The organism is Halomonas sp. 111 (genome assembly GCF_052379685.1).
Lineage (GTDB): Bacteria > Pseudomonadota > Gammaproteobacteria > Pseudomonadales > Halomonadaceae > Vreelandella > Vreelandella citrativorans.
In genome coordinates this window covers 1-12849 of record NZ_JBQSYV010000037.1, presented here as the reverse complement: position 1 = coordinate 12849, position 12849 = coordinate 1, and the positions used below count along the sequence as shown (strand labels likewise).

Annotated in this window: 12 protein-coding genes; 8 read left to right on the top strand and 4 right to left on the bottom strand. The window is 50.0% G+C overall.

The features are described from left to right. Positions 1–26 precede the first annotated feature (26 nt). Entirely contained in the window at positions 27–1223 is a 1197-nt protein-coding gene (locus tag ACT3T7_RS18075) for an MFS transporter (protein ID WP_444631881.1), read from the bottom strand. A 208-nt stretch (positions 1224–1431) separates the two neighbouring features. Here ACT3T7_RS18075 and ACT3T7_RS18070 point away from each other — a divergent pair, with 208 nt between their 5' ends. After that, positions 1432–2043, top strand: coding sequence for a DNA-3-methyladenine glycosylase family protein (locus ACT3T7_RS18070; RefSeq protein WP_444631879.1), 612 nt, complete (start codon positions 1432–1434; stop codon positions 2041–2043). 11 nt (positions 2044–2054) lie between these two features. On the opposite strand, the gene ACT3T7_RS18065 is transcribed toward ACT3T7_RS18070, so the two are convergent. Further along, positions 2055–2930 carry a pirin family protein gene (locus tag ACT3T7_RS18065; protein WP_444631877.1) on the bottom strand — a complete coding sequence of 292 codons (876 nt, stop codon included), beginning with the start codon at positions 2928–2930 and terminating at the stop codon, positions 2055–2057. A 572-nt stretch (positions 2931–3502) separates the two neighbouring features. Here ACT3T7_RS18065 and ACT3T7_RS18060 point away from each other — a divergent pair. The 3 genes from ACT3T7_RS18060 (at position 3503) to ACT3T7_RS18050 (ending at position 6681) form a co-directional block, all read left to right on the top strand. Then, complete coding sequence (locus ACT3T7_RS18060; RefSeq protein ID WP_444631876.1) at positions 3503–4624, top strand: hypothetical protein; 1122 nt, start codon at positions 3503–3505, stop codon at positions 4622–4624. Positions 4625–4694: 70 nt separating this feature from the next. Continuing rightward, positions 4695–6155 carry a DNA (cytosine-5-)-methyltransferase gene (gene dcm, locus ACT3T7_RS18055; protein WP_444631874.1) on the top strand — a complete coding sequence of 487 codons (1461 nt, stop codon included), beginning with the start codon at positions 4695–4697 and terminating at the stop codon, positions 6153–6155. A gap of 67 nt (positions 6156–6222) precedes the next feature. Then, the gene (locus ACT3T7_RS18050) at positions 6223–6681 is read left to right on the top strand and encodes a very short patch repair endonuclease (protein ID WP_193056928.1); all 459 of its coding nucleotides are present in this window, start codon (positions 6223–6225) and stop codon (positions 6679–6681) included. Positions 6682–7096: 415 nt separating this feature from the next. On the opposite strand, the gene ACT3T7_RS18045 is transcribed toward ACT3T7_RS18050, so the two are convergent. Both ACT3T7_RS18045 and ACT3T7_RS18040 read right to left on the bottom strand, forming a co-directional pair. Further along, entirely contained in the window at positions 7097–7843 is a 747-nt protein-coding gene (locus tag ACT3T7_RS18045; protein WP_444631872.1) for a hypothetical protein, read from the bottom strand. Between the two features lie 599 nt (positions 7844–8442). Further along, positions 8443–9608, bottom strand: a protein-coding gene (locus ACT3T7_RS18040) for an IS3 family transposase (protein ID WP_139296708.1) whose coding sequence is annotated in 2 segments (ribosomal slippage) — positions 8443–9347 and positions 9347–9608 — 1167 coding nt in all. Because the reading frame shifts where the segments join, the coding sequence is not laid out codon by codon here. An 81-nt stretch (positions 9609–9689) separates the two neighbouring features. Between ACT3T7_RS18040 and ACT3T7_RS18035 the strand changes: the two genes are divergently transcribed. The 4 genes from ACT3T7_RS18035 (at position 9690) to nadS (ending at position 12831) form a co-directional block, all read left to right on the top strand. Next, positions 9690–10841, top strand: a complete 1152-nt coding sequence (locus ACT3T7_RS18035; protein ID WP_444631871.1) for a hypothetical protein — start codon at positions 9690–9692, stop codon at positions 10839–10841. Between the two features lie 78 nt (positions 10842–10919). Further along, entirely contained in the window at positions 10920–11117 is a 198-nt protein-coding gene (locus ACT3T7_RS18030; RefSeq protein WP_414120913.1) for a helix-turn-helix transcriptional regulator, read from the top strand. A gap of 313 nt (positions 11118–11430) precedes the next feature. Next, on the top strand, positions 11431–12090 hold the full coding sequence (locus ACT3T7_RS18025; protein ID WP_444631869.1) for an inovirus Gp2 family protein: 660 nt from the start codon (positions 11431–11433) through the stop codon (positions 12088–12090). A 456-nt stretch (positions 12091–12546) separates the two neighbouring features. Then, positions 12547–12831 (top strand): NadS family protein, encoded by a 285-nt coding sequence (nadS, locus tag ACT3T7_RS18020; RefSeq protein ID WP_039181156.1) that lies wholly within the window; start codon positions 12547–12549, stop codon positions 12829–12831. Positions 12832–12849: the final 18 nt, after the last annotated feature.

The window sequence follows — 12849 nt, the reverse complement described above, 5'->3', positions numbered from 1 at the left end:
GGAATGAATGGCTATTTATGCCACTTTTATAACCCCACAGCCACGCTGTCGGTGCGTTTCTCAAGCCAGCGCCCCCACACAAAAATCGCTAGCCCGCATAGCGCCAGGCCCGTGCCCACCAACCCCGTACTCGACCAGTTCAAACCCGCACTAATTGCCAACCCGGCAAGCCAAGCACCTAATGCATTAGCGCCATTAAACGCAGCATGGTTAAGCGAGGCCGCCATGGTTTGAGCATCCCCGGCCACATCCATTAAGCGAGTTTGTAACGAAGGGGCAAGGGCCATACAGGTACCCACAAGCCCAACGCACAGAAGTCCTGTCCATACGTTATTAGCAGCAAAGTAATAAAGCCCTTGAATCAAGGCACACCAAACCAGAATTTTTGGAATGGCCCTCATCAGGTTCTTATCCGCCATGCGACCGCCGACCAGATTTCCAATAATCGACCCCACACCGAAAATCACTAGTACCAGCGGCCCCAAGGCCTCGCTCATACCCGCCTGTTGCGTCAGGGTGGGCATCACATAACTAAAAATCGAGAACATACCGCCACAGCCGATACAGGCAATGGCAATGGTCACCAGAACGCGAGACTTGGCCAGTGCCGACAGCTCACGCAGTGGGCTTGCGAGTGCATCAAACGGCTGCACCGGCACCCACGCGCGAATTAATAGCGCGGTCATTAACGCTATAACACCTACCCCGGAAAACGCGATTTGCCAGCCAAACTGGTTACCCGCCCAGGTACCCAGCGGCGCGCCGATTAAAATGGCCGTGGTTAAGCCCAGCATGACACGGGAAATGGCCCGGGCACGTTGATCAACCGGCACCGCCCCCGCGGCGACTAATGCCGCAGCGCCGAAGTAGGCGCCATGCGGCAAACCTGCCACAAAGCGCAGCCCCACGAACGACCAGAACCCAGGCGCCATGGCACTGGCAATATTGCCGACGGCAAACACCAGCATCAACGCAATTAATAACCCCCGCTTGGGCACGCGCGCGGCCAATGCGGAAATCAACGGAGCCCCGACCACAACGCCTAACGCGTAGCTGCTGATCGCGTAGCCAACTTGCGGCACGCTAACCGCCAAGTCGCTCGCGACACGGTTCATCAGGCCCATTATGACGAATTCACTGGTGCCAATACCAAACCCACCTAGCGCCAAGGCGAATTCGGCCAAACGCGGGTTACGCGCCAGCCCTTGGGGCGACTCTTGCATTTTTTCTCCTCAGGCGCGCCAAACGCCTGCTTAACAAACGGCCGTTATAGTGGGGCGATGATCGCAGGATTAGACGAAAGTATAAATATGTTCAATGAAATATTAGCAGGCGAGTGTTTCACTTTAACAGACTACGCTTTGAAGCAGGCCTGCGGTTAAAGGCTTAATCCACAAAGCATCTTTAACACTCTGCATCCGTAAGGCGTATATGACCCCTGACACCATTGAACAGGCCCTAAAAACGCTCGCCAGGGCCGACACGGATATCGCCCGCGCCCTTCCATTGGTAGGGGCGCCCTCGCCACGTGTGCGTGATAAAGGCTTTGCGACGTTCTTCTCCACCATTGTCAGCCAGCAGCTTTCCACGGAAGCGGCTCGTGCGATTATGAGCCGCGTGAATACCCTGCTGCCGGAACTTCATGCCCAAGCCGTCCTCGACACACAAGGCCAGGCACTACGTGATGCAGGGCTCTCGTGGCGCAAAATCGAGTACGCTAAAGAGCTTGCCGAAGCGGAGCTTGCCGGCACCTTCAGTGCCGATGGGCTTGAGCATCTAAGCGATGAAGACGTGATTGCCACGATTACTCAACTGCGCGGTTTTGGGCGCTGGAGTGCGGAAATCTACCTGATGTTCTCACTCAAACGCCCCGACATCTTCCCCGCCGACGACCTCGCCCTGCGCGTGGCGTTAGGCCGCTTAAAAGGTTTAGACGACAAACCCACGCCCAAGCAGGCGCGAATGCTTACGCAGCACTGGGCGCCCTGGCGTAGCGTGGGGTCGCTGTTTCTGTGGCACTACTATCGCGGCGAGCCGGTTTAACAATAAAACATTTAGGCGTTCAGCCCGCCAAACTTACCGGCCTGATAATCCTCGACCGCCTGCACAATCTCTTCCCGAGTATTCATCACAAACGGCCCGTGCGAGTAAACCGGCTCATCAATGACATCGCCATGGCCAAACAGCAGCTGAGCGTCGCTTGCGGCTTCAATCACAATGCTATCGCCCTCCCGGTCCAGTTCAACCAGTTGATGGGGTTTGGTGGATTCACCACTCACCGTCACGTCGCCACTCACCACATACAGAAACACCTGCCGCCCAGCGGCAACGGGCAACTGCTCGCGCACACCGGCAGGCAGCTTAAGCGTCGACATAAACACATTGGTTAACGTCTCGATAGGGCCGCTCGTATCGCCCCACTCCCCGGCGATCAAGTTCATTTCGCCGCCACTTGGTAGCGCAATTGCCGGAATTGAATCCTGTTGAAGGCCCACATAGCGCGGCTCGCTCATTTTCAAACGCGCAGGCAAGTTGATCCACAGCTGCAAAATTTCCAGCGGGCCACCCTCACGCAAAAATTCAGCAGGCGAAATTTCTGCATGCACAATACCGCTGCCCGCCGTCATCCACTGCACGCCACCTGCGTGAATCACGCTCTGGTGCTTGGCGCTATCGGCATGAGCAAGCGAGCCTTCCAGAATAAACGTTACCGTTTCAAAGCCCCGGTGCGGGTGTGGACCAAACGGCAAGCCTTGATTATTGGCCGGATAAACCTGCGGGCCGTGATGATTCAAAAACAGAAAAGGATCCAACTGATCAAGACTAGGCCCAGGCAGCGGCCGCCGAGTGACCAGATCACCAATATCATCGCGGAGGGCTGAATGTTGAGCGATAACATGGCGCACTGGTGGAATAGTAGATGATGACATAAGGCGCTCCTTTCAAAATTATCTCCAGCTTAAAACTTGGGCCGAGCAATGTTGAGCGAATAATTTTCCCAGTTTTGTTGAAGTAAATTGGTAGAAGCTCTCGAAATAGCGGATTGAGCAGCGAGTTAAGGGCTTTGATGCATAACCTACGCAATATGCGCCAGTTTTTATCAAAACTATCTAATACGGAACACAGTGCATACCGAATGGAGCAAAACCCATTACAACACACTTCTGCGAGTGGCAAATGCGTAAGTCCGCGACCGACGGGCATTTACAAGAAGCGATCAATCAAAGCTGGAGCGTAGGAGCTTTAGAACGCTAGATGAGCACGCTCGACTACGAGCATCTGCTGGCCAGCCAGAATAAGGCTCAGGTTGAGCAGTTGGAACAATACGCAGAGGGGTAAATGGCTAGCCAAGCGAAAAATAAACGCTGCAAATTTTGCAGTATACCTTTAGCCATACGCCGAGAAAGGCGAGGCGCCTTAACCAGGCAATTTTTCAACACTTGCTAATTATCCCTTGCCCAGCCAATATCAAACCTCCATGCGTAGTGCAGGATAATAGGCAATGAGCTTGCTGACCCCGTTTGGGCACCTTAAGGATATTCCGCTTGATAACATCGAGCAGCTAAAGGAAATTCTCGTTCGTTCCGATAAGAGCCGGATGCTGGAAGGCCTGGTCATTGAATCAGTGTTTAACGAGTATCTCAGCAAGCTTACCGGGCAAGGGATTGACGTATTGCCGATCTCGCTGGTTCGCACACTCACGGTGAAAACCCAGCGCCATTCGACGCGGAAAACGTTTGTGAATGCCTGGTGGGTGTGGGACCACTCAGAAGAGTGTACGTCAGCAGCAGTGCTGCGCAGGCTTCTTGCGCCCAAAGGAAGTCATGACGGTTTTCTGTTTGATTGTTATTACAACGAGTCAGCCCGAGACTTCTTTATCAAGGAGTGGAACGGCGAAACACATATTCCCATTCAGTCCTTTATGCTGAAGAACCGCAGACAAACAGTGCCTCAATTCAGGATTCCTGCGGCATCGGTCATTGATGAACACCGCTCCCAACAAGCGTTCTGGGCGGGTATTTCCAGCCAATATAGCGATGATCTTTTCAAGCGAGTCGTGCTCCATCGCTTGTTCAAAAACTGTGCAATACAGCCTTTTTTCGATGGCGTATGGGATATAGACAGCCTTGCACGGCTGCCGGATAACACTTTCATGCAGCTGGAAGTTAAGCACAAGTTCCCGCGTGTTACTGGCCCTGATGAGAATCTCTCTTTTGGGATTAATAACGGCCAGCTAAGAGTTATGCTGGCGTTGGCCCAGAGAGGCATCAAGACGCTGCACATGATTATGGTGAAGCCGATCTGGAACAAAAACCTGGGCACGGGCTACCTACTCAACCGAATCGGGGATCGCAAGAACGTCGTACTATTGGCAAAGTTATTGGATGAAACGACCTTGCGCGAGATAATGAAAAGACGCTCATCGGCAACGGGGGCGGAACAATCCTTCACCGGAAAAGATGAGCAAAAAGCGCGCTACGTTATCCCTTCCGAGTTTCAGTTTCTGGGAACGCTGGACGATCCCGTCAAAGAAATTGCCAAAAACATTCATCTTGCTGCCACAGGCCATTTGGATCGCCCGGCCAGTGATCAGATGTTAAAGAACAGCCGTCTTCAGCAGTAAGGCCTCGCCAATACCGAATGATGGGCCTACAATCGTGGCAGATCGTCACACATTTGACCCAGAGAACTTCATGACTCTCCTTTTCGATATTGATAACGCTGCTGACTCAGACGCGGCCCCTCAACCAGCAGGTACTTCTCTATCGCCCTATGCGAGGCTTGATGACAGAGCTCTTTTGAACAAGCTGTTGGAAATTTACGATCAAAGAGCCATCGCAGAAGCACTTGCCGAGGTTGATAAGGGGAGCTGGTGCCGAGAAACCATTAATCGCTGGGCCAAAGGAAAGGCTGAACCCAAAGTTACCCGTGCCGCCTACCAGCGCATGGTGTCCATGCTGCCAACACCTAAACCCAATGATCTCAAGCCGTCTTTTCGGTTCATTGACCTGTTCGCCGGTATCGGGGGTATAAGAAAGGGGTTTGAAGCCATTGGCGGTGAATGTGTGTTTACGTCTGAGTGGAACAAGTACGCCGTACGTACTTATAAAGCGAATCATTTCTGCGATCCGCTGACGCATCGCTTCAACGAAGATATCCGCGAAGTCACGCTGAGCTCGAACCTCGAGATTGACGAAGATACCGCCTATAAACACATTGATCAGCAGATTCCTGATCATGACGTATTACTGGCAGGCTTTCCGTGCCAGCCGTTTTCTCTGGCAGGCGTTTCAAAGAAGAACTCTCTTGGCCGCAAACACGGGTTTGAGTGCGATGCCCAGGGAACACTGTTTTTTGACGTTGCACGGATTCTGGCCGCCAAGCGGCCGGCGGCTTTCCTGCTTGAAAACGTCAAAAACCTCAAGAGCCACGACAAGGGTAAAACCTTCCGTGTGATCTGTGAGACGCTGGATGAGCTGGGTTATGAAGTCGCGGATGTTAACGCTCCCAAAGGCCAGGATCCCAAGGTTATCGATGCCAAACACTTCCTTCCTCAGCATCGCGAGCGGATTGTGCTTGTGGGCTTTCGTCGAGACTTTGATGTTCATGACGGCTTCACTCTAAAAGACATCGTCAATATGTATCCGAAGCAGCGCCCCTCTTTTGGCGAACTCCTGGATAAGGACGTCGATGACAAGTACATCCTGACGCCTAAACTGTGGGAGTACCTTTACAAGTACGCGCAGAAGCACCGCGAAAAGGGTAACGGATTCGGCTTTGGCTTGACCCGCTCCCACGACGTGGCCCGCACCTTGTCAGCCCGTTATCACAAGGATGGTTCGGAGATTTTGGTAGACCGTGGATTCGATGACGCCCTGGATTTCTACAGTGAACACAACCTCACGCACCGGCCAAGAAGGCTGACGCCCCAAGAGTGCGCCCGATTAATGGGCTTTGATAAGCTGGGTGAGAGCAACTTCGTCATCCCGGTATCCGATACCCAAGCCTACCGGCAGTTTGGTAACTCGGTGGTTGTTCCGGTGTTTGAAGCAGTGGCAAAGCTAATGAAATCGCGAATTCTTGCTGCCCGAAAAATTGAGTCTATCAAGGCGAAAGAAGACCAAAAACAGCTTGAGATATCCCTGGTGCCGTAACGCTCGCTTGCCACCAAACGGAGACCAGGAAGCCATCTTTTTATAGCGCTTATTTGCAGGCATCCATATGGCGGACATTGTTGATCGTTCTACCCGGTCAAAAATGATGGCTTCTATCAAGGGCAAAAATACTGTCCCGGAGCGGTTCGTTCAGGCGGAGCTAGAGAAACGACATATTTCTTTTGACGCCCACGCGAACCACTTGCCCGGTAAACCAGACCTTGTGATTCCTGTTTATCAGGTCGCTCTTTTTGTAAATGGCTGTTTCTGGCACCGTCATGAAGGCTGCTTCTATGCGACAACGCCCGCCAGCCAAAAGGAGTTCTGGCAGAACAAGCTCGCCGAGACCGTACGTAGAGACGCACGCAAACAGGCCGAACTAGAGACTCAAGGATGGCGCGTCATCGTTGTCTGGGAGTGTGGTGTTAAACACTGCCCGCAGGAATTCGAGGTCGTGATAGATGCTATCGAGGGTGAAATTGCCCTTTCAGAGTGGCCCGAAAAACCGCCACGTGTCAGGGACTAACGCACTAGCGACGCTATTATCACGAAGGGCCAAGTTCCCAATCGCGGCATTCTCTCTAAATACGTTAGCTTTTTAAAAACCAAAGAAGCTAATGGATGCAACAAATAGTACGGAAAACTATTTTCCTGGTGGCTTAACAATTATTGCAACCGTAGATGGTAAACACGCTTATTACTAATAACTAAAACTTAGAGCTTGGTCATATTGTTACGTCGACATCACTCAATATTCTGAATCTTAAAATAGAATAAAAGTAAAAAAACATTAACAATCAATATATTAAAATATAATCTACACATAAAACATGTAATTACTACCCAATACACTACCCAACTAGCGTTGGGGAAGACCCAAAACGAAAGCCATACTGAAAGTATCGATTGCAGCTTCCGCCCTTTTGTACTGCATCACATCACTAACTATGGCCACTTCCATCCTCAAAGTGCCCCCCCTCATGAAAACGAATAAATTCTTGCATCCGTTCATTTAGAGAAGGTCCTACTCTCGCACGCATTATTTTCAGTATGCCAAGCCCCAGCTCAACTTCCGCAACGCGTTTTGTTACTGAATCGCAGTAAGCCTCTATCGCTGCGCTATCTATCACTGCGTCGTCCAATTTACCTACTAGCGCTTCATATCTGCACCGGTGATCTATTTCTTCAGCCAGGGACTTGAGCAAGCTCTCAACAGCCTTCCCATAAACATACTTGATCTGCTGACTCGCCCTCTGCTGCTTCTCCATTCTTAACGAAAATGATTCTTTTTCTTTTTTATATTTCTCCGTGTCTTGCTTTTGCTCATGTACTGCATTGCTGATGACTTGGCCAAGCGTCTCCACCTGAGATTGACCGCCTTTTTTAGCCAAGGCTTTCAAATGCCTTTGAGCCTCTTTAGACATTTGGATTGATACGGGATTGCCATGCTTTTTGCGATGCTTGCGCACATTCCAATTAGCTTGCATACGGCGACTAAGCTCCCGATAAACGGCAGTGTCTGGAAAGCTGCTCAATATGCTAATCGTTGCCTGAGGGCCAAATTGTTGAAGGTTTTTTCCAAGCTCGTAAGGCAGCAAATCAACTATTGCTTTGCGCGTTAAGTAATCAGCAATCCAATTAAATTGCTCGGGTTCCATTACATCAACCCATTCAAACGGTCGTGACATTTGTAGATCCTTGAGAAAAATTAAAAAGCAAAAATTCAAAACAAAGTATGAATCATAGTTAAAGTCAAAATCATATTACAATGTAAAAACACAACGTAGTATTACAATGTAATAAATAATTGGTTATTCAGTCCGTAATATCGGATTTTTATTTTTTTTAAGCTGGCGTATACTGCTTGCTATGAATGCAGCAATACTGACCTACAGAGATGCTCGATTAACGCCTGAAGCGCGTTGGCTACTGATGCAATGGGCATTAGTTATTGGTCTTGAAAAAAGCATTGACTGCACTTTGCAAACACTCTTTTCAAGCCTAGGCCTAACGTATGCGCAAGGTCGCCGAGCTTGGGATGTACTCATTGACAAGCACGGCGAAAGGCAAGAACCGTTCATTGAAATTGAGCGCCTATCTATCAAAGGGCCAGGGCGGCCAGCGTCGCGTTATCGTTTGTCAGCAAAGCTTGTGAAGGCACTACAGAAGAGCCCATCGTCTTCTACGCACCACGCAGAAGAAATAGCCAAACTCGCAAAAACGACCCGACTGTCTGCTGAAAATAGAACAAAGGATTTGATCTTACCCAGCAACAGTGGACACTCGTTTAAGCGATCATTCGGACTTCAAACGCCTCTGGGCTGATCATCCCTATAGCACTGTGCCGTCGTTGCTTGTTGTAGTCCAGTTCGATGTATTCAAACACCTGGCGTCTCATCATATCTCGCGTTTTAAAGTTCTCGCCGTGGATCGCTTCCACCTTGAGGCTGTGAAAGAAGCTTTCGGCACAGGCGTTATCATAACAGTTGCCTTTCGCGCTCATACTGCACTTGAGTTCATGTCGCGTCAGTAGCGACTGATACAGCGTCGAACAGTACTGACCACCTCGATCTGAATGGACGATCACGCCTGTTGGCATTTTACGTTTCCATAGCGCCATTTGTAGTGCATCACAGACAAGATCTGCCGTCATACGCTCGCTCATTGCCCAACCAACGACTTTGCGAGAGTAAAGATCAATTAGCACAGCAAGATAAAGCCAACCTTCACCCGTCGCCAAGTAGGTGATATCACCCACCCACTTTTGATTAGGGGCTGAAGCCCTGAAGTCTTGCTCTAGCAGGTTTGGCGCAACAGGTAGCGAATGTCGAGAGTTTGTGGTGGCCTTGAACTTACGGGCAGCTTTAGCACGCAGGCCTTGTCGCTGTAAGCTGGCAGCCACGGTCTTGCGATTCACCGGTATTCCGTCATCTTGCAGGTCTAGAGCTAATCTCGGGGCGCCTGAGCGGCCTTTACGTTGGTGAAACGCCGCAGCCACACGCTTATCGAGAACGGCTTGCTGGCTGCGCTTTAGAGACAGACCTCCTTCGCGCTGTCGCCAAGCGTAGTAGCCGCTTCGAGCGACCCCAACAACATGGCACATGCGCTGAACACTGAAAGCCTGGCGATGACGATGGATAAAGGCGTACTTCACTTCAGGCTCTTCGCAAAGTACACCGCGGCCTTTTTTGTGATAGCCAGCTCCTCATTGGCTTCGGCTAATTGCCGCTTCAGACGAACGTTTTCTTCTGCCAGCGACCGCTCTCGCTCAGATGTATCTTGCTGTTGCTGAACCTTAGAACGCCACTGATAAAGCTGACTCGAGTGTATGCCCAGTTCACGAGCCGCTGCGGCAACGCCTATGCGATCAGCAAGCGCTAACGCTTCTTGCCGATAGGTATCTGAGTAACGGGTATAGGATTTTTTCTTCATTGATGTCGTCGATCTTGCCATGGTTCACCTCGTTGCAGTGTATTACATTCTTGAGGTGTCCATCGTTACTGGGCAAGATCAAACAGCCTTGGAATATCAAAAATGCGCGTTCTTACGGGGATGTCACGATCTCGCATAGATAGGCAACTGAAGAAGCTGGTCGATGTAGGGGTCATTGCGCACCATGAGCCGGGGCGATACTCACACCAAGCTAAAAAACGCAAAACCTCTATTTATTTGCTTGATTTAGCACACCATTCATTTGGAAGGTACACAAGAACGCCCGTCACAATTGTATCGCCACCCTCAAGCACCAAACCCAAGGTAATGGAATCAAAAGGTGGAATAAAAAGGACTGAGTTAATAGGTGGAATAGTGGATGCGGTGATGGCTGCAGGGGTATGCAGCTTGCAAATCGAAGCATTGTTAAAGGAGTACGATGCCAACAAGGATTTTGAGAGTACCGTGTCAGACGATACTAAGGCGGAATCAAAACAAGACAATGACCCTTATCGCGAAGCCAAAAACTACCAAGAGAAATACTACAAACTCAAAAGGGTTCTTAACCTAGCGCTATCAATGCTGCCAAGCACACGTTATCTAGAAGGCGGTATTGAAGAGCTGCTTAAACACTACGATGCCGAGGATACAAACTGGTTACTTACCAGCGTTCATATCGATGCTTGTGATTTGCTAACTTCCTCCTGGAATGAATTAAAAGAAGATTTACTCGGGCCTGAACAGCCATGCCATGGCGTCATAGTAGCGACTGCTCGCCGTCTAGGCATAACGCCTGAATATGTGATCGCGGAACCAGAGCCCGCTTCTGAAAAAGCAGACAACTATACAAAGGCCTTGGACGGTCAGTCTCCCACAGTAGAACCAATAACAGAACAATTCTCTTACCACCCCTTGGCGCTACTGTTTTATGCCCTGTCACATCACCTAGCCAAACAGCTTAAGCTTGCCATCATCCATAATGGACACGGAGATGTCGAAGCAATGACCTACATGCTCGTGCCTGTTTTCCCCAATTCACCTAACGGCCCGACCTTACCCGCGTTTCAACTACGTAGCTATGGCCTGCGTTCCGAAGATGCCGATAAAGAGCCAACGACCACTATGTTCCTCAGCCCTGTCAGCGAGGATCTAAAAGCCTATTGGCAAACGCATCATCAGGATTGCCTTTCAGCCATCAATGATGAGCCAGATGATGCAATAGCGTCAGACACTCAAGAGCCTACCGACTCATAACCAACAGTCGCCAAAGCCACTCTCCAATTAAAAAATACTCAGCTTCCTCATGTCATGAACGAATAACAGGAGTTCGTCATGAGCATGAAACTGATCCGCATCAAAGACGTCATGGAACGCACAGGGCTGGCCAGGTCAACGATCTACAAGTACATCAACCTTGGCCAGTTTCCTCAGCCAATCAAGCTAGGCACACGGGCAGTTGCCTGGGTCGAAAGTGAAATCGATACTTGGATAAATGACAGCATTAAGCGTAGGAATGAAGATGCTGCTTAAGGTCAAATTATTTAGCATTTGCTAATTTAATTAAAGAGTTGATTATCCACTAGCCGCTACTCGCTCCTACTAGCGCCTACCTACATCCGTCGAACTGCCATCAACCTTTCTGACCCTTGTTTAATTATTATTAAGCTGATCAAAGGGTAATAGGAGGGGCATCAAGCCCCGCACCTAAGCAGGCAACGAAAGGCTAATCTTCAAGACATCATCACCGCATTGAATCCAGCGCCCGCTGGAGGATTCGTCGTGCCTGTCATAAACGCCCATTCCTCAGAAGCCATGGGCAATCATTCCTATTAAGGAGATTTAAATGCTACCGCCACGTTACTCAAACGCTAACCTGCACTTCACCTATACCCCTGTCTTTAACGGGCTACGCATCCAAGAGGACTACCTGCCAATGGCAAGTGAGTACCTGCAGGCCCTTTACGACACAATGCATAAAGCCCTGAATGACTACCCGCGTGTGTTAGCCGTCCGGATTGATCCTGTCATCCCTACGGAGATAAGCGACAGAATGACGTTAGAGGATCATAAAGGCCTTATCGCAAGGTTCACCGCCTCCATTAAGGCTATTATTAAACACGACCGAGAACGGAAGCGTCAGAATGGCTGGGTACCAGATACCAAAGTGCGATACGTGTGGAGCCGTGAAGTCGGCATTAATGGTAAGCCGCACTACCACTTCTTACTCCTACTCAACCACGCCGCCTATCACATGCCTGGTAAAGCATGCTCTCCAAATGAAAACCTTATCAGCCGTGTATCACGCGCTTGGTATAGTGCACTAGGGGTCACTTGGAATCCTCAAGAGCCATGGGTTCACGTGCCTGAGCATCCGTACTATTGGATCGACCGGGGTGATGCTAATAGCTTTCAGGAGGCGTTCTATCGCGCCTCTTACCTTTGCAAAGCTGATACGAAACAGTACGGGTTAGGTTTACGAGCGTTTGGAACCAGTCGTAACTGAGAGCCTCATCATGATTATTGAGCAAGGCTGCTAAGCAGCCCTTTGCCCACATGCCCCCACACCGCTAAACTCGGCTCACTATTTTGTTGGGGCGATGTATCAGCCATGCCCACGGTTACTGCCATACATGGAATCATCAATGAGCCACACCGTTACGCTGCAACAGCTGGAAACCCCAGTAGGACTTTAGCCTGTGAGCAAGGGATTATGAGTGCAACCAAACAAACTTTGGGATCGCGCCTGCAATGCGGAAACCAAGAATTATCAATACGTTATCTTTTCCAGGGATTACATTACTCACATGTCTTTCATCCTGTTAGCAGCCAGATGACAACCAGGCGGCGACCATATATCTGTGATATTGGCCTACCCTAAGAACATGAAGGACAACATAACACTTGCTGAAAAGGCCGCATTGAAAACACTGACCCACCAATTAAAGGAGGAAGTTTCTGGATGAGCATTTTTGACGAACTCCAAACATCGCTGCAGGAAGCCGTTGAGATTAATCAGGGCAACACTGAGGCTAGCCGCACAGCACGCCATGAAGTAGCCGATGTAAAAGCCATTCGTACCAAGCTCAATGTTTCTCAGGCGGAATTTGCCAGCGCAATGGGAACCAGCGTGGATACGATCAAAAGCTGGGAAGGCAAACGTAATAATCCTACGGGGCTAGCCGCTAAGGTACTGGCGACGATTCGGAATAACCCAGACTTTTTCAATGAAATTGCTTCACACTAACACCTACTTTCCTGACAT